The 21,850-nt window shown below is 63.3% G+C and carries 22 protein-coding genes; 16 read left to right on the forward strand and 6 right to left on the reverse strand.

Annotation, left to right across the window (positions count from 1 at the left end):
* Positions 1–10 precede the first annotated feature (10 nt).
* Positions 11–415 carry a MarR family winged helix-turn-helix transcriptional regulator gene (locus AC1DXM_RS23150; RefSeq protein WP_477236515.1) on the forward strand — a complete coding sequence of 135 codons (405 nt, stop codon included), beginning with the start codon at positions 11–13 and terminating at the stop codon, positions 413–415.
* 18 nt (positions 416–433) lie between these two features.
* Here AC1DXM_RS23150 and AC1DXM_RS23155 read toward each other — a convergent pair whose 3' ends face one another.
* The gene (locus AC1DXM_RS23155; RefSeq protein ID WP_477236517.1) at positions 434–2,500 is read right to left on the reverse strand and encodes a putative bifunctional diguanylate cyclase/phosphodiesterase; all 2,067 of its coding nucleotides are present in this window, start codon (positions 2,498–2,500) and stop codon (positions 434–436) included.
* A 310-nt stretch (positions 2,501–2,810) separates the two neighbouring features.
* Between AC1DXM_RS23155 and AC1DXM_RS23160 the strand changes: the two genes are divergently transcribed.
* Both AC1DXM_RS23160 and tdh read left to right on the forward strand, forming a co-directional pair.
* Positions 2,811–3,998, forward strand: coding sequence for a glycine C-acetyltransferase (locus AC1DXM_RS23160; protein ID WP_477236519.1), 1,188 nt, complete (start codon positions 2,811–2,813; stop codon positions 3,996–3,998).
* Between the two features lie 170 nt (positions 3,999–4,168).
* Positions 4,169–5,203 carry an L-threonine 3-dehydrogenase gene (tdh, locus tag AC1DXM_RS23165; protein WP_023672918.1) on the forward strand — a complete coding sequence of 345 codons (1,035 nt, stop codon included), beginning with the start codon at positions 4,169–4,171 and terminating at the stop codon, positions 5,201–5,203.
* Between the two features lie 50 nt (positions 5,204–5,253).
* On the opposite strand, the gene AC1DXM_RS23170 is transcribed toward tdh, so the two are convergent.
* Positions 5,254–5,697 (reverse strand): MarR family winged helix-turn-helix transcriptional regulator, encoded by a 444-nt coding sequence (locus AC1DXM_RS23170; RefSeq protein WP_477236522.1) that lies wholly within the window; start codon positions 5,695–5,697, stop codon positions 5,254–5,256.
* Positions 5,698–5,825: 128 nt separating this feature from the next.
* Here AC1DXM_RS23170 and hmgA point away from each other — a divergent pair, with 128 nt between their 5' ends.
* Genes hmgA through AC1DXM_RS23200 form a run of 6 tightly spaced genes read left to right on the forward strand, consistent with a single transcriptional unit; the run spans position 5,826 to position 10,233 of the window.
* Entirely contained in the window at positions 5,826–7,139 is a 1,314-nt protein-coding gene (gene hmgA, locus AC1DXM_RS23175) for a homogentisate 1,2-dioxygenase (protein WP_477236524.1), read from the forward strand.
* A gap of 10 nt (positions 7,140–7,149) precedes the next feature.
* Positions 7,150–8,007, forward strand: a complete 858-nt coding sequence (locus AC1DXM_RS23180) for an MBL fold metallo-hydrolase (protein ID WP_477236526.1) — start codon at positions 7,150–7,152, stop codon at positions 8,005–8,007.
* Positions 8,008–8,009: 2 nt separating this feature from the next.
* The gene (locus tag AC1DXM_RS23185) at positions 8,010–8,342 is read left to right on the forward strand and encodes a DUF7660 family protein (RefSeq protein WP_477236528.1); all 333 of its coding nucleotides are present in this window, start codon (positions 8,010–8,012) and stop codon (positions 8,340–8,342) included.
* A gap of 32 nt (positions 8,343–8,374) precedes the next feature.
* Positions 8,375–9,388 (forward strand): fumarylacetoacetate hydrolase family protein, encoded by a 1,014-nt coding sequence (locus tag AC1DXM_RS23190; RefSeq protein ID WP_477236530.1) that lies wholly within the window; start codon positions 8,375–8,377, stop codon positions 9,386–9,388.
* Between the two features lie 15 nt (positions 9,389–9,403).
* Entirely contained in the window at positions 9,404–9,700 is a 297-nt protein-coding gene (locus AC1DXM_RS23195; protein WP_477236532.1) for a hypothetical protein, read from the forward strand.
* On the forward strand, positions 9,697–10,233 hold the full coding sequence (locus AC1DXM_RS23200) for a DinB family protein (RefSeq protein ID WP_477236534.1): 537 nt from the start codon (positions 9,697–9,699) through the stop codon (positions 10,231–10,233). The genes AC1DXM_RS23195 and AC1DXM_RS23200 overlap by 4 nt, the downstream gene beginning before the upstream one ends.
* Positions 10,234–10,448: 215 nt before the next feature.
* Here AC1DXM_RS23200 and hppD read toward each other — a convergent pair whose 3' ends face one another.
* On the reverse strand, positions 10,449–11,564 hold the full coding sequence (gene hppD, locus AC1DXM_RS23205; protein WP_477236536.1) for a 4-hydroxyphenylpyruvate dioxygenase: 1,116 nt from the start codon (positions 11,562–11,564) through the stop codon (positions 10,449–10,451).
* Positions 11,565–11,703: 139 nt separating this feature from the next.
* On the opposite strand from hppD, the gene AC1DXM_RS23210 reads away from it, so the two are divergent.
* Positions 11,704–12,171 carry an Lrp/AsnC family transcriptional regulator gene (locus tag AC1DXM_RS23210; protein ID WP_477236538.1) on the forward strand — a complete coding sequence of 156 codons (468 nt, stop codon included), beginning with the start codon at positions 11,704–11,706 and terminating at the stop codon, positions 12,169–12,171.
* 232 nt (positions 12,172–12,403) lie between these two features.
* Here the strand turns inward: AC1DXM_RS23210 and AC1DXM_RS23215 are convergent, their stop codons facing one another.
* A complete protein-coding gene (locus tag AC1DXM_RS23215; RefSeq protein WP_112565008.1) occupies positions 12,404–12,742 on the reverse strand; it encodes a protein tyrosine phosphatase family protein in 339 nt (112 codons plus the stop codon).
* Between the two features lie 208 nt (positions 12,743–12,950).
* Between AC1DXM_RS23215 and AC1DXM_RS23220 the strand changes: the two genes are divergently transcribed.
* Positions 12,951–13,295, forward strand: a complete 345-nt coding sequence (locus tag AC1DXM_RS23220) for a RidA family protein (RefSeq protein ID WP_192252993.1) — start codon at positions 12,951–12,953, stop codon at positions 13,293–13,295.
* A gap of 363 nt (positions 13,296–13,658) precedes the next feature.
* Here the strand turns inward: AC1DXM_RS23220 and hutC are convergent, their stop codons facing one another.
* Together hutC and AC1DXM_RS23230 are read right to left on the reverse strand one after the other, a co-directional pair.
* Positions 13,659–14,399: a histidine utilization repressor gene (gene hutC / locus AC1DXM_RS23225; protein WP_477236540.1), complete on the reverse strand. Its 741-nt coding sequence runs from the start codon at positions 14,397–14,399 to the stop codon at positions 13,659–13,661.
* Positions 14,396–15,748, reverse strand: coding sequence for a formimidoylglutamate deiminase (locus tag AC1DXM_RS23230; RefSeq protein ID WP_477236542.1), 1,353 nt, complete (start codon positions 15,746–15,748; stop codon positions 14,396–14,398). The genes hutC and AC1DXM_RS23230 overlap by 4 nt, the downstream gene beginning before the upstream one ends.
* An 89-nt stretch (positions 15,749–15,837) precedes the next feature.
* Here AC1DXM_RS23230 and hutI point away from each other — a divergent pair, with 89 nt between their 5' ends.
* Genes hutI through AC1DXM_RS23255 form a run of 5 tightly spaced genes read left to right on the forward strand, consistent with a single transcriptional unit; the run spans position 15,838 to position 21,706 of the window.
* Positions 15,838–17,067 carry an imidazolonepropionase gene (hutI, locus tag AC1DXM_RS23235; protein ID WP_477236544.1) on the forward strand — a complete coding sequence of 410 codons (1,230 nt, stop codon included), beginning with the start codon at positions 15,838–15,840 and terminating at the stop codon, positions 17,065–17,067.
* Positions 17,064–18,602, forward strand: a complete 1,539-nt coding sequence (hutH, locus tag AC1DXM_RS23240; RefSeq protein WP_477236546.1) for a histidine ammonia-lyase — start codon at positions 17,064–17,066, stop codon at positions 18,600–18,602. The genes hutI and hutH overlap by 4 nt, the downstream gene beginning before the upstream one ends.
* Before the next feature lies 1 nt (position 18,603).
* Positions 18,604–19,416 (forward strand): N-formylglutamate deformylase, encoded by an 813-nt coding sequence (gene hutG / locus AC1DXM_RS23245; RefSeq protein WP_477236548.1) that lies wholly within the window; start codon positions 18,604–18,606, stop codon positions 19,414–19,416.
* Positions 19,417–19,444: 28 nt separating this feature from the next.
* Entirely contained in the window at positions 19,445–21,115 is a 1,671-nt protein-coding gene (hutU, locus tag AC1DXM_RS23250) for a urocanate hydratase (RefSeq protein ID WP_477236648.1), read from the forward strand.
* Positions 21,116–21,127: 12 nt separating this feature from the next.
* Positions 21,128–21,706 (forward strand): HutD/Ves family protein, encoded by a 579-nt coding sequence (locus AC1DXM_RS23255; RefSeq protein ID WP_477236550.1) that lies wholly within the window; start codon positions 21,128–21,130, stop codon positions 21,704–21,706.
* Positions 21,707–21,850 lie beyond the last annotated feature (144 nt).

Below are 21,850 nucleotides of genomic sequence, written 5' to 3' on the forward strand. Positions count from 1 at the left end.
GCCCGTCGGCATGAATCTCGCGCGTACCTCCAAGCTGGTGGCGCAGGCTTTTGACGCCGCTTTGGTCGAGGCCGGCGGCACTTTGCCGGTGTGGCTGACCCTGCTTTCGGTCAAGTCGAGCGAGCTTGCCAATCAGCGCAAGCTTGCCGGCATGATCGGCATCCAGGGCGCCACGCTCACCCACCATCTCAACACCATGGAGGCGCAAGGCCTACTGACGCGCCGCCGCGATCCCGACAACCGCCGGGTTCATCTGGTCGAGCTGACGCAAGCCGGCGAAGCCATGTTCGTGAAACTACGCGCGGCAGCTCTCGTTTTCGACAAACGGCTGCGCACCGGATTGCCGGACGACCGGCTGGCGGAGTTCGCCGACGTGCTGGCGGCGCTGCGGGCCAATGTCGCGCCCGCCAAATGACCGACGCGGTCTGAGCCGCTATGCCAGATTGCCCTGCAACACCTTGAGCTTGGCTTTCTTCGGGCTGCGGGCCAGCAGCCATTCGCGCGCCTTGTCCTGCGGCATCGGGAAGGCGATGGAATAGCCCTGCACCTGGTCGCAGCCGATCGCCATCAGCGAATCGAGCTCGGCCTCGGTTTCCGCGCCCTCGGCGACGATCGAGATGCCGAGGCCGCGCGCCAGTTCGGTGATGGCGCGCACGATCTTGGTGTTGTCGCCATTCTCGTTGATGTTCTGGACGAAGCGGCGGTCGATCTTCAGCCGGTCGATCTCGTTCGGATTGACGTGGCTGAGCGAAGCATAGCCGGTGCCGAAATCGTCGAGTTCGAGATGGACGCCGGCGGCTCGGATGTGGCGCAGCTTGGCCGCGATGCCGGTCTTCTCGTCGTCGAGAATGACGGATTCGACGATTTCCAGCGACAGTTTCTGCGGCGCCAGACCAGCCTTTTCCAGCGTCGCGAACAGGAAGCGGTCGAAGTCGGGTTCGCGCAGTTCGGTGCCCGACACGTTGACGGCAAGCCGCCCGAAAGCAATGCCGGCGCGGTCCCATTCCGCTGCCTGCTCGATCGCCTTGGCAAAGACGATGCGGCCGATCTCGGGCATGAAGCCGCATTTTTCGGCGACGGGAATGAACTCGCCTGGCGAGATCATGCCGCGCTCGGCATGTTTCCAGCGCACCAGCGCCTCGATGCCGCTGATGGTGCCATTGGTCAGCGACACCTGCGGCTGGAAATAGACCTGGAAAGCATTCTCAGAAATGGCGACCCTGATGTCGTGCTCGAGCTGCTTGCGGTAATCGAGTTCGCGCCTGAGCTCCTCGGAGAAGAACGAGAAGCTGCCGCCGCCGAGCTTCTTGGCGGAATAGAGCGCGAGGTCGGCATGGACGAGCAGATCAGCCGCATTGTCGGCGTCGATGGGGTAGACGGCAATGCCGGCGCTGGCGCCCGGAAGGACGGTCGTGCCCTGGAACATGATCGGCTCGTTGATCTGTTCGAGGATGCGCCTGGCCAGCATGTTGATGTCCTCGGTGCCACCGGCGCCGTTGAGGATCATCACGAATTCGTCGCCGCCAAGACGCGCGCACAAATCCGAGGCGCGGCAGGAATCGCGCATGCGTTGCGCGGTGACGACCAGCACATAGTCGCCGGCGGCATGGCCGAGCGTGTCGTTGATCTGCTTGAACCGGTCAAGATCGAGCTGGATCACCGCTAGCCTTTCACGCCGGCGATGCGCGCCCTTGATCAGCGTTTCGAAGTGATCGGTCAGGAAGGTGCGGTTGTGCAGGCCGGTCAGCCCGTCATGCACGGCAATGAAGGCCATCGAATTGCGGGCGTCGATAAGCTCATGCGTCTTGCGCAGGATCGCCTTCGACATCGGCCGGAAGATGAAAAGCGCGACCAGCACGATGACGGCGATGGTGGCGTAGAACAAGGTGCGGTGGAGATCGAGCAGCTTTTCCGACCGCTCGTCGGCGAAAGCGCTAATGCGCTGGCCAAGGGCGGCATAGCCCGACAGCGTCGCGTTGGCGACGGAGGCGTCGAGATTGACGCGCTCGCCGCCACCCTTGTAGGCGGCCTTGCCGGAGAGCTGGGACTCAAAGGACGAGATCAGCCTTTCGCCATTGGCGATAAGTCCGACCGAGAAATAGTCGAGGTGGAACGGCTTGGCGAACAGCACGTTTTCGATCGATTTTGGGTCGGACCGCGCCGGTGACTGGGGATCGGCCCCGGTCTGCTCGAGCAGCAGATCGTAATTCGTCTCGAACTCGGTGGTCGCCTGCTTCAGCGCAGAAACCAGGGCCGGCTGTTTGTCGCGCGAGGCAGAGCCGGTTGCACTTGCCAGGAAGACGATGCGCTGCGACAGTGCCTTCTGGGTGCTGACGATATCGAGCAAAGTGTCGTTGTGCTGCTGGGCCGCCATCATCTGCTGCAGCAGGATGAAGGAGGCCATCACCATGGCCGCTATGATCAACAGCGCCAGCCAGTAGCCGGTCTTGATCAGCAGGATGAGTTTGCCCGAGATGGTTTGCGCCGGCTGCTGCGACATATTCTAGGTGACCCCTCGGTCGAACGGATTCTGCCACGGATTCATGGCGAGAAGACCATTGGCTTGAAAGGGTTAACAGGTCTCGAAGCCGGCGGAATGGTTGCTTCAGCAGTGAACGAAAGCTGCTGAAATGGTTATCATGTTCTTTCGCGGCACGGCCATATTTGCACGTCTGCTACTCCAACATGCTGGTTTTGCGACCGGATCGCGCCAAGGTTGAGCTTGCCGCGCCACCGAAGCGGTCGCATTTACGGTGGATTTTTCATTCAGGGGGCGCGACAGTCGCCGCCAATCTCAATAGGACCTGATCATGAGCGCGGCATTCCTCTCCCATATCGACAATGAACTGCAAGGGTTGAAATCCGCCGGGCTCTACAAATCCGAGCGTGTGATCACCTCGACGCAGTCGGCTGAGATCGAAGTCGGTGGCGACAAGGTTCTGAACTTCTGCGCCAACAACTATCTCGGCCTTGCCGACAGCCCCGAATTGCGCACCGCAGCCAAAGGCGCGCTCGACCGCTATGGCTACGGCATGGCTTCGGTGCGCTTCATCTGCGGCACGCAGGAAGAGCACAAGCAGCTCGAGGCCACGATTTCTTCTTTCCTCGGCCTGGACGACACCATTCTCTATGGCTCCTGCTTCGACGCCAATGGCGGCCTGTTCGAGACGCTGCTCGGCGAGGAGGATGCGATCATTTCCGATGCGCTCAACCACGCCTCGATCATCGACGGCGTGCGATTGTCGAAGGCCAAGCGTTTCCGCTACGCCAACAACGACATGGCCGATCTCGAAGCCCGGCTGAAGGAGGCCAAGGATTGCCGCTTCCGGCTGATCGCCACCGACGGCGTGTTCTCCATGGACGGCATCATCGCCAATCTGAAAGGTGTCTGCGATCTGGCGGAAAAATACGACGCCATGGTGATGGTCGATGACAGCCACGCCGTCGGCTTCGTCGGCAAGAACGGCCGCGGCTCGGCCGAACATTGCGGCGTCGAGGGCAGGGTGGACATCATCACCGGCACGCTCGGCAAGGCGCTGGGCGGCGCCTCGGGCGGCTACACCTCGGGCAAAAGCCAGGTGGTCGACTGGCTGCGCCAGCGCTCGCGGCCCTATCTCTTTTCCAACACGCTGATGCCGGCGATTGCGGGCGCGTCCATCAAGGTGTTCGAGCTGATCCGCAATGGCGACGCCTTGCGCGAGCGCCTATATGCCAATGCGGCGCGGTTCCGCTCCGAAATGGGCAAGCTGGGCTTCACGCTTGCTGGTGCCGATCATCCGATCATCCCGGTGATGCTGGGCGATGCCAGTCTGGCGCAGGAGATGGCACAGCGCATGCTGAAGCGCGGCATTTATGTCATCGGCTTTTCCTTCCCGGTGGTGCCGAAAGGCCAGGCGCGCATCCGCACGCAGATGTCGGCGGCGCATTCCAGCGCTGATATCGACCGCGCCGTGGCGGCATTCGCGGCGGTCGGCCGAGAACTGGGCGTGATTGGCTGAGAATTTTACCCTCCCCCTTGTGGGGAGGGTCGACTTTCGACCGCTTGCGAAAGCAAGCGGGCGGGAGGCGGGGCGGGGGTCTGCAGGGTCTGACCTTCGCCAGTTTGTTTGACCCCCACCCGGCCCTTCGGGCCACCCTCCCCACAAGGGGGAGGGTAAGGAGCTGTAGAATGTCGAACATGATGAAGGCGCTGGTGAAGGCCAAGGCCGAACCGGGCATCTGGATGGAAGAGGTGCCGGTGCCGGAGATCGGCCCCAACGACGTGCTGATCAAGGTCAAGAAGACGGCGATCTGCGGCACCGACGTGCACATCTACAATTGGGACCAGTGGGCGCAGAAGACCGTGCCGGTGCCGATGGTGACCGGCCATGAATTTGTCGGCACGGTTGCCGATTTCGGCGCCGCGGTCACCGAATACAAGGTCGGCCAGCGCGTCTCCGGTGAAGGCCACATCGTCTGCGGCCATTGTCGCAACTGCCGCGCGGGCAGGGGCCACCTCTGCCGCAACACGCTCGGTGTCGGCGTCAACCGTCCCGGCGCCTTCGGCGAATATCTGGCGATCCCGCAGCACAATGTCGTGCCGATCCCTGACGATGTGCCCGACGAGATCGCCGCCATCTTCGATCCACTGGGCAATGCCGTGCATACCGCTCTGTCCTTCGATCTGGTCGGCGAGGACGTGCTGGTCACCGGCGCCGGCCCGATCGGCATCATGGGCGCACTGGTGGCGCAATGCGTGGGCGCGCGCAAAGTCGTCATCACCGACATCAATCCGGTGCGGCTGGCGCTGGCCAAAAAGCTCGGCGTCCAGCATGTCGTCGACGCCTCCAAGGAAAAGCTTAGGGATGTCATGCCGGCGCTCGGCATGACCGAGGGTTTTGACGTCGGCCTCGAAATGTCGGGCGCCGCGCCCGCCTTCCGCGACATGATCGACACCATGAACAATGGCGGCAAGATCGCCATTCTGGGCATTGCACCGACCGGTTTCGAGATCGACTGGAACAAGGTCATCTTCAAGATGCTGCATCTCAAGGGCATCTACGGCCGCGAGATGTTCGAGACCTGGTACAAGATGATCGCCTTGGTGCAGGGCCCGTTGGACGTGTCGGGCCTGATCACGCACCGCATCGGCATCGACGATTTCCAGACGGGGTTCGATGCGATGAGGAGCGGTAGTTCTGGCAAGGTGGTGATGGATTGGTGAACACGTCGATAGAGACGTAGAGTTCCTTCGCGTCCCGTCAGCCTATCGGCTCACTTTTCTTTCAACGCACCCTCCAGCGCCGCCACCCCAGTCACAATCGCCGCCCGCTCCTCCGCGCTCAGCCTCGCCAGTAACTCCCGTTCAAACGCCTTCGCCAGCGGTACCATTTCGCGATAGGCGGCCAGTCCCGCCTTGGTCAGCGCCAGATGCTCCACACGCCGGTCGTTCTCGTCCGGCGTGCGCGTCAGCCAGCGCCGCCGTTCCAGCTCAGCCACAGCCCGCGACACCTTGGTCTTGTGCATGGCCGATTGTTCGCCGAGCGCCGTTGCGGTCATCGTGCCGCGCTGCCCAAGTCCGGAAAGCGTGCGCCATTCCGGCCGCGTCAGGCCGTGGCGGTCTCGGTAGATTTTCGAGAATTCGCGGCTGACCGCGTCCGCTAGCCGGTAAAGCCGATAAGGCAGGAAGCTTTCAAGCTCTAAGATTTCCGATTCCATCTGCGCACCTTGTGCGGCGTTCGCGGTTGATAGTTACATTCTCAATGGTTACAAATGAAACCAGTTTGGTCAACAGTACCGGCAAGCCGCGTTCAGCTGGCTCAGAGACCGGGATCAGGGAGGATCGGATGGCCTTTTCCTATATGCCGGGCTTCGGCAATGATTTTGAAACCGAAACCTTGCCCGGCTCGCTGCCGCAGGGGCGCAATTCCCCGCAGCGGCCGGCCTACGGTCTCTATGCCGAGCAACTGTCCGGCTCGCCCTTCACTGCCCCGCGGGGCACCAACGAGCGCTCCTGGCTCTACCGCATCCGGCCGAGCGTAAAACACACCGGTCGCTTCAAGGCAGTGAGCTATCCCTTGTGGAAGACCGCCCCCAATGTCGGCGACCATGAGCTGGCGCTCGGCCAGTACCGCTGGAACCCGGTGCCGATGCCGAAGGAGCCGACCGAATTCATTCAGGGCATGCGCACGATAACCACTGCCGGCGACGTGCTGGGACAGAGCGGCATGGCGGCGCATGTCTATGTCGCCAACCGTTCGATGGTTGACGACCATTTCTTCAACGCCGACGGCGAGTTGCTGGTTGTGCCGCAGGTCGGCGCCTTGCGCTTCGTCACCGAGATGGGCGTCATCGAATTGCGCCCCGGCGAGATCGCCGTGCTGCCGCGCGGGCTGGTGTTCAAGGTCGAACTCGTCGATGCCGAAGTGCGCGGCTATGTCTGCGAAAACTACGGCGCCAAGCTCACCATGCCCGACCGCGGCCCGATCGGCGCCAATTGCCTGGCCAATCCGCGCGACTTCAAGACGCCCTGCGCCTGGTTCGAGGAGAAGGAGACGCCGTGCCGGCTGACGGTGAAATGGTGCGGCAATTTCCACGTCACCGAGATCGGCCATTCGCCGCTCGACGTCGTGGCGTGGCACGGCAACTATGCGCCCTACAAATATGATCTGGCGACGTTTTCGCCGGTTGGCGCCATCCTGTTCGACCACCCGGATCCGTCGATCTTCACCGTGCTGACGGCGCCGAGCGGCGAGGAGGGCACCGCCAACATAGACTTCGTCATCTTCCCGCCGCGCTGGCTGGTGGCGGAGGATACGTTCCGGCCGCCCTGGTATCACCGCAACATCATGAGCGAGTTCATGGGCCTGATCCATGGCCAGTACGACGCCAAGGAGGAAGGTTTCGTGCCCGGCGGCATCAGCCTGCACAATCTGATGCTGGCCCACGGCCCCGATGCCCCTGGCTTCGAAAAGGCCTCGCGTGTGGAACTGAAACCGGTCAAGCTCGACAACACCATGGCCTTCATGTTCGAGACCCGATTCCCGCAGATGCTGACCCGCTACGGCGCCGAGCTGGAGACCCGGCAGGACAATTACATCGACTGCTGGTCTGACCTGAAGAAGCGTTTCAACGGCACGCCGGAAGGCGACTGGTCTTGAGATCGGCCCGATGAGCGACCGGCTGGTATGTCTCGGCTCCAAGGGTGGCCCGGCGCTGCGGCCGGGCGGGCCATGGCCGAGCTCGTCGCTGCTGGAGCTCGGCGGGCGAACCATCGTCGTCGATTGCGGGCTTGGCGTCACCCGCGGCCTTGTCGATGCCGGCATCAGCCTCAAGGCGCTCGACCTGGTCTTCATCACCCATCTGCATTCCGACCATGTGCTGGAACTGGGGCCGTTGCTGCACACCGCCTGGACGGCCGGTCTGGCCAGTCCGGTGACGTTGTTTGGTCCGCCCGGCACCGGCCATTACTGGCGGCGTTTCTGCCAGGCGATGGAGTTCGACATCGAAACCCGGATCGTCGACGAGGGCCGGCCGGACATTCGCGAACTGGTTTCGATCGTCGAATTCGGCGAGGGCGAAATTCTTGCGCAGCGCGGTCTGAAGGTTTCGGCGCTGCGCGTCGATCATCCGCCGGTGACCGATTGTTTCGCGCTGCGCTTCAAGCATGGCGCGAGAAGCGTCGTGTTCTCGGCCGATACGGCTTTCTTTCCGCCACTCGCCGGCTTTGCCAGAAATGCTGACATTCTCGTCCATGAAGCCATGCTGAAACAGGGCATCGAGCGGCTGGTCGCCAGAACCGGCAACGGCGCTCGACTCAAGGAACATCTGCTTGCCAGCCACTCCTTTGCCGAGGAAGCCGGGCGCATCGCCAGCAACGCCGGCGTCAGGAGACTGGTGCTCAACCACCTCATTCCGGCCGACGACCCCGCGATCGGCGAGGCCGATTGGGAGGCCGCTGTCAGGAAATCGTGGGCCGGTGACTTGACGATTGCCCGCGACGGCCTTGTTGTGGGGTTTCGGGAGTGACGATGGCCGACGAAGAGCTTTGGGAAGAGGTGAGAACATCCGGGACGACGTCTTGGGCACAGCTCTCTCCGTTCCTCGATCGAGTGGAGGACTTGCCGTCCTTTGTCCGTTTCATTGATGCGCTGCGGAAGGACCGCGAGGACGCCGACCGCAAGGAGGACACGAGGCCCGGACCATCCGACCCGGGCTGGAATGGCTGGTACAACGGGTCGATAGCCACCTTTCTCGAAGCGGCGGTCGCCTGCGTCCAAGACAATGGGCCGGAATTTCTAGCTGACGAAAACCCCTGGAAAGCCGCTGCCAGAATTCTCTATGCCGGCAAATCTTACGAATAACCGCATACTACGAATAACCACTGGGAGGACGCATGAAGCTTGCCACATTGAAGGACGGGACGCGCGACGGAAAGCTCGTCGTCGTCTCGCGCGACCTGACGCGCTTCACCGACGCCTCGTTCCTGGCGCGAACGCTGCAGGCCGCGCTCGACGATTGGCAGCGGATTTCGCCGCATCTGGCGACCATCGCGGAATCGCTGGAAAACAATGCAGTGCCGTCGGCACGCTTTCATGAGCATGACGCGCATTCGCCGCTGCCGCGCGCCTATCAATGGGCTGACGGGTCGGCATATGTGAACCATGTCGAGCTGGTGCGGAAGGCGCGCAGCGCCGAGATGCCGGCAAGTTTCTGGACAGATCCGCTGATCTATCAGGGCGGCTCCGATTCCTTCATCGCGCCACGCGAGCCGATCCGCATGGCCGACGAGGCCTACGGCATCGATATGGAGGCGGAGGTCGCCGTCATCGTTGATGATGTGTCGATGGGCGCAAGCCTCGACCAGGCGCGCGCTGCGATCCGGCTGGTCATGCTGGTCAATGACGTGACGCTGCGCGCGCTGACCGGTCCCGAACTCGCCAAAGGGTTCGGCTTCTTCCAGTCAAAGCCGTCCTCGGCCTTTTCGCCGGTGGCGGTGACGCCGGACGAACTCGGTGATGCCTGGGATGGCGGCAAGGTCAGCCTACCGCTGCTCGCCGACCTCAACGGCAAAGCGTTTGGCCGCGCCAATGCCGGCGTCGACATGACTTTCGATTTTCCGGCGCTGATTGCCCATGCCGCCAGGACAAGGCCATTGATAGCAGGCACCATCATCGGTTCCGGCACCGTCTCCAACAAGCTGGATGGCGGGCCGGGCAAGCCGGTGTCGGCCGGCGGCGCCGGTTATTCCTGCATTGCAGAATTGCGCATGATCGAGACCATTGAATCAGGCGAAGCCAAAACGCCGTTCCTGCGCTTCGGCGACACGGTGCGCATCGAAATGAAGGACAAGACCGGCCATTCGATCTTCGGCGCCATCGAGCAGAAGGTCGAGAAATACCAGGCGTAAACGGGGGATCATGTAATGACCGGCGAGTCATTCTATCTGTTGGCTGGGGTCTGGGCGCTTGGGATATTGGTGGTGTTCATCCAGGCGATCCGGCTGAGCTACCGCATCGAGGCGCGCTCGCCCGATCTGACCAACCGCAGCGGCTACCCGCGCAAGGCGATGATGTTCCACACCATCACCAACACCAATGTGGCGCGTGACGAGGAAACGCAGGCCATGCGCCGGCGCATGAACCGGCTGTTGCTGATCGTTGTCGGCGGCTTCGCGGTCATGGCGGCAGGCATTGGCCTGGTCAGACGAATGAACTCGTGACCCTGCTCGATCATCTGCGCCGCATGGCCGGCAACAATCTCTGGTCGAACGACCGGCTCTACCGCGCCGTGCTGCAGCTCAAGCCGGGCGAATTCGAAGCTGAACGCACCAGCTTCTTCCCGTCGATCAAGGCGACGCTCAACCACATCCTCGCGGTCGATCATCTCTATCTCGATTTCCTGGAGGAAGGTGGCGTGGGTGCTGCCGCCCATGACGATTACGTGCCGTTCGATGAACCGCAGGCGCTGTTTGCCGCCCAAGCCGCGTCCGACCGGCGGCTGATCGCCTTTTGTGACGGGCTGTCGGCGGACGATCTTCGCCGTCGCGTCATCACCGACCGGCGCGAGGACGGCATGATCCCCGAAAAGATCGGCGACATCCTCGCCCATGTCTTCCTGCACGACATCCACCATCGCGGCCAAGTGCACGCGATGTTGTCCGGCACTTCGGTCGCACCGCCGCAGCTGGACGAGTTCCTGCTGGATTATGATTGGAAGGTGAGGAAGGAAGAGGTCGAGCGGCTGGGATTGTGATCGACCAATCCCCGATGTTGGCGCCGCCCCTAATTGCCCTGCCGGGCATTTCTCTCCGTAAAACGGGGAGAAAGAGGCTGGCCGCAACGCTAGCGCCATCTTCTGAGACGGTGGTAGTTGGCGAAAGCAGTCGCGACAGCGTTCCTCGCCCCGTTCACGGGGAGAGGATGCCGGCAGGCAGGTGAGGGGCAGCTCGGCGCTGGCAATTTTTGGCGTTAAGCCGCCTTGCCGTCTACCTTGATCACGCCGCGCTTGATCTGGTCCTGCTCGATCGACTCGAACAGAGCGCGGAAATTGCCTTCGCCAAAGCCTTCGTCGCCCTTCCTCTGGATGAACTCGAAGAAGATCGGCCCGATCACGGTCTTGGAGAAGATCTGCAGCAGAATCTTAGTCATGCCGCCATCGACCACGCCTTCGCCGTCGATCAGGATGCCGTGCTTCTTCATCCGCTCGATCGGCTCGTCATGGCCGTGCACGCGCTCGTGCGACATCTCGTAATAGGTGTCGGGCGGGCCGGGCATGAACTTCAGCCCGTTGGCGGCGAGCTTGTCGGTGGCTTCGTAGATCGCGTCGGTGCCGACCGCGATATGCTGGATGCCCTCGCCATTGTACTTCTTCAGATATTCGGCGATCTGGCTGGTTTCGTCCTTGGACTCGTTCAGCGGGATGCGGATCTTGCCGCAGGGCGAGGTAATCGCGCGGCTCACCAGCCCGGTGATCTTGCCGTCGATGTCGAAGAAATGGATCTGCTTGAAGCCGAACAGGTCGCGATAAAAATCCCACCATTTGTCCATCTGGCCGCGATAGACATTGTGGGTGAGGTGATCGAGGAAATAGAAGCCGACGCCTTGCGGCCGCGGATCGCGCTCGCCCAGCCACTCGAACTCGGCGTCATAGGCCGAGCCCTTCTTGCCATAGGCGTCGATGAAATAGAGCAGCGAGCCGCCAATGCCGACAATGGCCGGCACGTCGAGCGCCTTATCGTCGCCTTCATAGGGCGTCGCGCCTTTCGAGACAGCATGGTCGAAGGCATGTTTTGCGTCGACCACGCGCCACGCCATCGAGGCGGCGCAAGGACCGTGCTTGTCGGCGAATTTCATCGCATGCGAGCCCGGCTCGGCATTGACGACATAGTTGATGTCGCCCTGGCGCCAGACGGTGATGTCTTTCGTGCGGTGCTTGGCCACCGCGACATAGCCCATGCGGGTGAACAGTTCGGCGAGCTTCTGCGGCTCCGGATGCGAGAACTCAACGAACTCGAAGCCGTCGGTGCCGGCGGGGTTCTCCTTGCTGATCTTGGCGGGCGGGGCGTCGTGCGGGAAGGGACCCATGGCATTCCTCCAAACGGATGGTGGCCGCATCGGACCACAAAGTGTCCAATGATAGCGCGAAGTGGCCGCACGGTGCTTGCATTCAAACGCCTGAAATGATCATCTCGTGCGTAATTCATGCATGATTGGAGATAAATCCATGGATAATGCGCGCATCGATCAATTCGACCGCAAGATAATGGCGCTCTTGCAGGGCGACGCGCGGCTCACCAACAACGACCTGTCGGAGCGGGTGAACCTGTCGGCGTCGCAATGCTCGCGCCGCCGCCAGCGGCTGGAGGAAGACGGCTATATCAAGGGCTATCGCGCCGTGCTCGACCGCGACAAGCTCGGCTTCTCGCTGGTCAACGTCATCTCGGTGACCTTAGCCACCCACAACCGCGACAATGCCAGGCGCTTCGGCGAACTCTTGGCACGGCTGCCGGAAGTGCAGGAGGCGCACGCGCTGACCGGCGAGATGGATTATATCTTGAAAGTGGTGACGCCGGATCTCAAATCACTGTCGGAGTTCGTCAACGGCGTGCTCCTGCCGCACGAGTCGGTGCAGCATGTGAAGACAGCGATCGTGTTGGAGACGTTGAAGGAAACCGGCGCGCTGCCAATCTAGTTTTCCTGGATTTTATCGGATGCGTCGGCGGGACAGCGCCCCCCTCTGTCCTGCCGGACATCTCCCCCACAAGGGGGGAGATCGGATGTCGCGCGGGCTTTCGCCAATCACCTAACGTTGTAGGAAAGGCGCCGTCGGCGAAGCTGCTAATCTCCCCACCTGTGGGGGAGATGTCCGGCAGGACAGAGGGGGGCGCGAAGGATCGCCAGCCCTTGGGGACTGCGCTAACCCTTCACCCCTTCGACTGCTGGATCAGCCCATAAAGATTGGTGCAACGCGCCCCAGACCGGCAGTAGGCAAAAACTGGGCCTTCGAGCGCGTCGAGCGCCTCGGCCTGGTCCTCGACGTTCTCGGCCGTGATCTGGCCGCTGATCACCGGGATGTAGCGGAAGGCCAGCCCCGCGGCTTCGACCGCCGCCTTGACGCTGTCGGCCGAGGGTTGGCCGGGCTGCTCGTCATCCGGCCGGTTGCAGATCACACTCTTGAAACCGGCGGCCTTGATGGCGGCGGCATCTTCGGGCTGGATCTGGCCCGAGACCGAATAGTCTTCGCTGATTTCGCGATATTCCATGGCTCTCATCCTCGCAATCTGGTTCGGCGCAAAGTCTTGCCACTCTCGAGCGAGGTCGGCAATCCGCGCAACAGGAAATCCTTTTGCGCAGATAGAGATTTGCGACCTGAGATCCAACCCAGGCTCAAGAGGTTTCATGCTGTTGGCCTTGCCCGGAGCCAGCGCCAACTCTAAACAGGCCCCCTCCGACAACAGGAAGGAACCTCCTATGAGCATTCGTCGCATTGATGTTGGCCCGCGCATGAGCCAGATCGTCATCCACGGCAACACCGTCTATCTGGCCGGCCAGGTTGGAACGCCTGGCGCCAGCGTCGGCGAACAGACCAAGTCGATCCTAGCCACCATCGACGAATTGCTGGCCAAGGCCGGCACCGACAAGACCAAGATCCTGCAGGCGATCATCTGGCTGGCCGACATGGGTACCTTCGCCGAGATGAACAAGGAATGGGACAAGTGGGTCCCGCAAGGCAACACGCCCGCCCGCGCCACTGGAGAGGCCAAGCTTGCCGGCCCGGAATACACGGTCGAGATTATCATTACGGCGGCGATCTGAGGTTTACCTCCCCCTTGTGGGCAGGGGAATCGCATATGCGGAACAAAGATGGAATCTCGCGACGTTTGTTCTCGACGCGATTCCGATTTGTTCGCCGTTCGATTCCTCGAAAGAGTCCATATGCGATAGCCCTACCCTTGTGGGGGTGAGCAGCCGGTTCGCGCCAGCGAATTCAGCGCGCCAGTGGCGCGCTGAAAGGCCGGCGAACGCTGGGACGCTGCCGCAGGCAGCGGGGACCCGGCCCTGTGCGACCGCCCTTCGCTATGGCTCCGGGCGTTCGGCGTTCGAAAAGCCAAACCGTTGGCTTGTCGCCAGCCTTCGGCTGGACACGCCTCACCCCCACAAGGGGGAGGGTAGAAAGCGCTACCCCTGCGAAGGCCTGAACCTTGCCACCAGCGTGTGGCTCTCCGCAGCATAGGTGAACCTCACCTGCGTCACTGGATACTCGGCGCTCCAGGTCCGGCGTTCGACCACCAGGCATGGCGCGCTGATTGCAATATCGAGCGCTTCGGCAATGTGCCTGTCCGCCGCTACCGCGCGGATGCGGTGCTCTGCCTCGCTCCATGGCACACGGCCGATCAGCCAGGGGCCGGGGGCGATGTCGAGAAATTCTTCCTCAGCGGCTTCCGCGACAGCCGCGAGATTGATCAACCGCTGTTCATGCGCGAATGGCCGCTTTCCGGCAAAATGCCGGCATTCCAGCGCCAGCACCTGTCCTGCGGCGCTGAGTTCCAGCAGGCCACGATCCTCGGCGCTGCTGCGCCTCTTTTGCCGCGCCACGCGCTCATAGCGATAGGGCAGCCCCAGCGCCTCGACCTCGATCCTGATGTCGTGGATCTCCAGCACCGCCGCTTGCGACTGCGGTTGGCGCACAAAGCTGCCAGAGCGGCGGCGACGCTCGATCAGCCCGGCCTTGGCCAGCTGCGACAGCGCCTTGTTCACCGTCATGCGCGAGCAATTGTATTCAGCGGTCAGTTCGTGCTCGAACGGGATGCGGAAGCCAGGCGCCCAGACGCCGGACATTATTTTCTCGCTGATGTCGGACAGGATACGCTGGTGCAGCGAGCCGCCGCCTTCCACCGCCGCTGTCTCGATCATGCTCATGCCGAAAGCGCCGTCATCACCTGGCGAAAGCGCTCGGCGATCGCCTCGCGCCTGGCGTGCCGGCCGCCGCTGACCTGCTTTATGCCATGCACCCAGACGCAATCGACCTTGCTGCCATTGGCAAAAATCCAGGCATCGAGAATGGCATCGCCGCTCTTGCCGGCGAGCGAGGGATGGTTCTGGTCGAGCGAGACGAAATCGGCCGGACCGCCGGCGGCGATCCGCGACGGGCCAGCGCCCAGCGCCACGCTGCCGCCGTCGAGGGCTGCGTCGAACAAAGCGCGCCCGGTCGAGCCGCCAGCCACCGCCAGAACATTGCGGGCGCGATGCGCCAGGCGCTGCGAATATTCGAGCTGGCGCAATTCGTCCGGCAGGCCGATCAGCACGTTGGAATCGGAGCCGACGCCGAAGCGGCCGCCCTGTTCGGTGAACAGCGGCGCGGCGAAAGTGCCGTCGCCGAGATTGGCCTCGGTGATCGGGCACAGGCCGGCAATGGCGCCGCTTTTCGCCATGCCGATGATCTCAGTCTCGGTCATATGGGTGGCATGGATCAGGCACCAGCGTTGGTCGATGCCGGCATTGGCGAGCAGCCATTCGACCGGCCGCGCGCCCGACCAGGCCAGGCAGTCCTCGACCTCCTTCACCTGCTCGGCGACGTGGATGTGGATCGGGCCTTCCGGCGCCATAACAGCGACCGCGCTGAGTTCCTCCGGCGTTGCGGCGCGCAGGCTGTGCGGGGCGACGCCGACGACAGCCTGATTCAACCCGCGAACGGATTCGCGGCTTTTCTCAAGCAAGCGTCCGAAGCGATTCACATCGTTGATGAATCGGCGCTGGCCTTCATTGGGTGCTGCACCGCCGAACGAAGAATGCGCATAGAATACCGGCAGCAGCGTCAGGCCGATACCGGTCTCGGCGGAAGCGGCAGCAATGCGCTCGGCCATCTCGGCAAGGTTGGCATAGGGTTCTCCGTCACGGTCGTGGTGGAGATAGTGGAATTCGCCGACGCGCGAGAAGCCGGCCTCCAGCATCTCGACGTAAAGCTGCGTAGCAACCGCCTCGACCTGATCCGGCGTCATCGACAGCGCGAAGCGGTACATCACCTCGCGCCAACTCCAGAAACTGTCGGCCGAGGGCCCGCGCAGTTCAGCCAGCCCTGCCATGCCGCGCTGGAAGGCGTGGCTGTGCAGGTTCGGCATGCCTGGAACAACAATGGCGTGCCGCTCGTCGTTGGCTTGCGGCGAGGAGCCTGGCTCGACGGCCGCGATGCGACCGTCGGCTAACGAAATCCGCACCTTGTCGTGCCAGCCGTCGGGCAGCAGCGCCTGTTCCGCAAAGATCGCCGTCACGTTTTTCTCCGCATTCCATGAACAATGCACTTGCAGTGCGTTTCAATATGTATATACATAATCGCCATCCAATCAAACGGAAAAATATGATGGCGGCACAGAACAAAAGCCGGGCAGGGGACCTTCACCTTTGGCGCAATGCGCGCCTGGCGACCATGGCCGAAGCCGGACTGGGTATCGTCGAGAAGGGAGCGATCGCAGCCCGCGACGGCGTCATCGTCTATGCCGGCCCGGAAGCGGACATGCCGTCAGCCCTGGCTCAGGGCAGCGAGACGACCAACTGCGAAGGCCGCTGGATCACGCCCGGCCTGATCGATTGCCACACCCATCTCGTCCATGCCGGCAACCGCGCCAATGAGTTCGAGATGCGGCTGGCCGGCGCTACCTATGAAGAGGTCGCCCGCGCCGGCGGCGGCATCGTTTCCTCGGTCAAATCCTTGCGTGCTGCCAGTGAAGACGAGTTGGTTGCGCAGACGCTGCCACGCCTCGATGCGCTGATGGCAGAGGGCGTCACGACGGTGGAGGTAAAGTCGGGCTACGGGCTCGATCTCGAAAATGAACAGAAGTCGCTGCGCGCGGCCCGGCGTCTCGACAAGGAGCGGCCGGTGACGGTTCGCACCACCTTCCTCGGCGCGCATGCGCTGCCACCGGAAGCCAAGGGCGACAAGGACGCTTTTGTCGATCTGGTCGCCAACACGATTCTGCCGGCCATCGCCGGAGAGGGCCTTGCCGACGCCGTCGACGGCTTCTGCGAAGGCATCGCTTTTTCGCCGGAGCAGATCGCCCGCGTCTTCGACAAAGCAAGGGCACTCGGCCTGCCCGTAAAACTCCATGCCGACCAGCTGTCCAACCTGCATGGTGCAGCCCTTGCCGCCCGCTATGGCGCGTTGTCGGCCGACCATCTCGAATATACAGACGACGCCGGTGCTGCGGCGATGGCCAAGGCCGGCACCGTGGCGACCATCCTGCCCGGCGCCTACTACTTCATTCGCGAAACCAAGAAGCCGCCGATCGGCCTGTTTCGCCAGCACGGCGTCAAGATGGCCGTCGCCACCGACAACAATCCCGGCACCTCGCCGCTGACCTCGCTGCTGCTGACCATGAACATGGCTGCGACCTTGTTCGGCCTGACCGTCGAGGAATGCCTGGCCGGCACCACCCGCGAGGCCGCCCGCGCGCTCGGACTGCTCAGCCAGACCGGCACGCTCGAGGCAGGCAAATCCGCCGACCTGGCGATCTGGAACATCGAGCGCCCGGCCGAACTCGTCTACCGCATGGGGTTCAACCCGCTTCATGCCCGCATCTGGAGAGGACAATGACCGAACTCAACCTGAAGCCCGGCAATGCGACGCTGGCCGACTGGCGCGCGATCTACCGTGGCGCCGTGCCGAAGCTCGACGTTGCCTGTCGCCCGAAGATCAAGGCCAGCGCCGAGGCGGTCGCCCGCATCGTCGCCAAGGGTGAGCCGGTCTATGGCATCAACACCGGCTTCGGCAAACTGGCCAGCGTCCGTATTCCGGCCGCCGATCTCGAAACGCTGCAGCGCAACATCGTTCTGTCGCATGCCGCCGGCGTCGGCGAGCCGATGCCGGTCGCGGTGGTCCGGCTGATGATGGCGCTAAAACTCGCTAGCCTGGCGCAGGGCGCTTCCGGCGTGCGGCCGCAAACCATCGAATTGCTGGAAGCAATGCTCGCCAACGACGTCATCCCCGTCGTGCCGGCGCAAGGCTCGGTCGGCGCCTCCGGCGACCTTGCGCCGCTGTCGCACATGACGGCGGTGATGATCGGCGTCGGCGAATGCTTTACTCCGCATGGCCGCTTTCCGGCCAAGGTTGCTTTCGTCTCGCACGGCCTGGAGCCGGTGACGCTCGGCGCCAAGGAAGGTCTTGCACTGCTCAACGGCACCCAATTCTCGACCGCCTATGCGCTGGCCGCTTTGTTCGAGGCCGAGGTGCTTTACCAGTCGGCGCTGGTCGCCGGTGCGCTGTCGACCGACGCCGCCAAGGGTTCGGACGCGCCCTTCGATCCGCGCATCCATCTCTTGAGAAAGCACCCCGGCCAGATCGAGACGGCGGCTGCGCTGCGCGATCTGATGGCGGGCAGCGCCATCCGTGAATCACACCGCATCGGCGACGAACGCGTGCAGGACCCGTACTGCCTGCGCTGCCAGCCGCAGGTGATGGGTGCAGCGCTCAGCGTGCTGCGTCAGGCCGCCGATACGCTCGGCACCGAAGCCAATGGCGTCACCGACAATCCGCTGATCTTCGCCGAGGACGATACCGCGCTCTCCGGCGGCAATTTCCACGCCGAGCCGGTGGCCTTCGCTGCCGACATGATCGCGCTCGCCGTCTGCGAGATCGGCTCGCTGTCGGAACGCCGCATCGCCATGCTGGTCGATCCGGCGCTCTCCGGCATGCCGGCGTTTTTGACGCCGAAGCCCGGCCTGAACTCCGGCTTTATGATCCCGCAGGTGACGGCGGCAGCGCTGGTTTCCGAAAACAAGCAGAAGGCCTATCCGGCCAGCGTCGATTCCATCCCGACCTCGGCCAACCAGGAAGACCACGTCTCGATGGCGGCGCACGGCGCCCGCCGGCTGATCGGCATGGTGGAGAATGCCACGGCCGTCATCGGCATCGAACTTTTGGCCGCCGCGCAAGGCTGCGATTTCCATGCACCATTGGCGTCGAGCGCAGCCCTTGAAGCGGTGCGCAAGCTGGTCCGCGCCGAGGTGCCGCATCTCGACACCGACCGGCATTTCCATCCCGACATGGAAAAGGCCATCGCCATGGTGCGCAGCGGCGCCACCATCAAGGCTGCCGGCGCGGTGACACTGCCTTCGATTTCGGGAGCCTGACATGACCGACTGGCTGACAGTCACAGAAGGCACCGCACCTCTTCTGGTGTCGATCCCGCACACCGGCATCGATCTCGCCGGCATCGACAACCGGCTGGTCTCGCCCTGGCTCGGCCGCCGCGATTGCGACTGGTGGATCGACAATCTCTATGATTTTGCCGCCGGCCTTGGCGCAACGGTTGTGCATACGTCGATCTCGCGCACCGTCATCGACGTCAACCGCGATCCCTCCGGCGCCTCGCTCTATCCTGGGCAGACGACGACTACACTTTGCCCCACCGAGACCTTCGACGGCGATCCACTCTATTTGCCCGGTGCGGAACCGACGCCGTCGGAGATAGATCAGCGCCGCATATCCTATTTCGTGCCCTACCATGAAATGCTGGCGGCCCAGGCCGTCAGGCTGCGCGGCCTGCACGAAAAAATCGTCATCTATGATTGCCACTCGATCCGTTCGGTGCTGCCGCGTCTGTTCTATGGCACGCTGCCGGTGTTCAATCTCGGCACCAATGACGGCCAGACCGCCGACCCGGCGCTGCAGGCGCTGGTCGGCCAGATCATGGCCGAAAGCGGCGAAAGCAATGTCATCAACGGCCGTTTCAAGGGCGGCTGGATCACGCGCTATTTCGGCAACCCGCAAGGCGGCTACCATGCGTTGCAGATGGAACTCGCCGATCGCGGCTATCTGCGCGAGCCCGAAGGCAAGGGTGAACCCGATAATTGGCCGGTGCCATACGATGCCGAGTTCGCCGCACCGATGCGTGCCACACTGACGAAAATCCTCCAAACCGCCATTGACTGGGCCGGGCGCTGAGACGCCGCCTTACGCGAAAGGGACAATGATGAACAATCCTCGCCACAACATCCGCGAAGTGCGCGCGCCGCGCGGCGACAAGCTCAACGCCAAATACTGGACGACCGAAGCGCCGCTGCGCATGCTGATGAACAACCTCGATCCGGACGTCGCCGAAAATCCCAACGAACTCGTCGTCTATGGCGGCATCGGCCGTGCCGCGCGCACCTGGAACGATTTCGACAGCATCGTCGCCTCGCTGAAAACCCTCAATGAGGACGAGACGCTGCTGGTGCAGTCGGGCAAGCCGGTCGGCGTCTTCCGGACGCACACCGACGCGCCGCGCGTGCTCATCGCCAACTCCAACATCGTGCCGCACTGGGCGACCTGGGACAAATTCAACGAGCTCGATAAGAAGGGCCTGATGATGTACGGCCAGATGACGGCCGGCTCCTGGATTTATATCGGCACGCAAGGCATCGTGCAGGGCACTTACGAGACCTTCGTCGAAGCCGGCCGCCAGCACTACAATGGCAACCTCAAAGGCAAGTGGATCCTGACCGGCGGTCTCGGTGGCATGGGAGGCGCTCAGCCATTGGCCGCCGTCATGGCCGGCGCCTGCTGCCTCGCTATCGAATGCAATCCGGACTCGATCGATTTCCGCTTGCGCACCCGCTATGTCGACGAGAAGGCCGAGACGCTGGACGAAGCGATGGAAATGATCGAGCGCTGGACCAAGGCCGGCGAAGCGAAATCCGTCGGCCTGCTCGGCAATGCGGCCGAGATCGTGCCGGAAATGTTCCGCCGCGGCATTCGCCCCGACATGGTCACCGACCAGACCTCGGCGCATGACCCCATCAACGGCTATCTGCCCAAGGGCTGGACGATGGCTGAGTGGCGCGAGAAGCGCGTCTCAGATCCCAAGGCGGTCGAGAAGGCGGCGCGCGCGTCGATGCGCGAGCATGTGGAGGCGATGGTCGCATTCTGGAACGCCGGCGTGCCGACGCTCGACTATGGCAACAACATCCGCCAGGTCGCCAAGGACGAAGGCTTCGAGAACGCCTTCGCTTTCCCCGGCTTCGTGCCGGCCTATATAAGGCCGCTGTTCTGCCGTGGCATCGGCCCGTTCCGCTGGGCAGCTCTTTCGGGCGATCCCGAGGATATCTACAAGACCGATGCCAAGGTGCGCGAGCTCACCCCCGGCAACACCCATCTGCACAACTGGCTCGACATGGCGCGCGAGCGCATCGCCTTCCAGGGCCTGCCGGCGCGCATCTGCTGGGTTGGCCTTGGCGACCGCCACCGCCTCGGCCTCGCCTTCAACGAGATGGTAGCCAAGGGCGAACTCAAGGCGCCCGTCGTCATCGGCCGCGACCACCTCGATTCCGGCTCGGTCGCTTCGCCGAACCGCGAGACGGAAGCGATGAAGGACGGCTCCGACGCCGTCTCCGACTGGCCGTTGCTCAACGCGCTGCTCAACACCGCGTCGGGCGCCACCTGGGTGTCGCTGCACCATGGCGGCGGGGTAGGCATGGGCTTTTCGCAGCATTCCGGCATGGTCATCGTCGCCGACGGCACGCCGGACGCCGCAAGGCGCCTGGAGCGCGTGTTGTGGAACGACCCGGCGACCGGCGTCATGCGCCACGCCGATGCCGGCTACGACATCGCCATCGCCTGCGCCAAGGAGCACCAGCTCAATCTGCCCGGCATTCTCGGCTGATTGGCTGAACCGATGCGCATCCTTCGTGCCGCCGACTACCGCACCATGCCGTGGAAGAATGGCGGCGGCACGACCACCGAAATCACCGTTTCGCCTGACGGCGCCGGGCTCGACGATTTCGACTGGCGCGTTTCGATGGCGCGTGTCGAGGGCGGCGGCCCGTTCTCGGGCTTTGCCGGCGTCGACCGCACGCTTGCCGTGCTGGAAGGCGGGGGCATCGTCCTCGATATTGGCGGCCGGCCGCCGGAGCGGCTGACGGGAGCCTCCGCACCACTGTCGTTCCCGGCCGATGTGCCGACCACGGCCGCGCTGATCTCTGGTCCGATCACTGACCTCAACGTCATGACCCGCCGCGGGCGGGCGACCCATACGGTCGAGCGCCTCATGGTTTCAGCCCCGACCGATATCCGTCCGACGACCGCAACGACCCTTATCCTGCCGCTCGACGGCGAAGTCGGCGTGACCGACCCGATACCGTCCCGGCTTGGACCTCGTGACACGCTCGTGATCGGCCCAGACCTCGCGCAATTGCACGTGGAACCGGTGCGGCCGACGACCGTGTTCGTGATCCGGATCGCCAGCCTGGGCTAGCCGCGCTAGCAGCAACGATTAACGCCTGTTGCCAAACATGATCGCACGCCGGAGAAATCTGGCGTAAGCTGTTGCCGGGATCACGAAAAAGCCTGAATCCTTCCGTCGTTCCAAGGCGGACGGGAGGGCAGGGGTGCTCGTCCT

It is taken from the genome of Mesorhizobium sp. P3_A2, assembly GCF_056403115.1.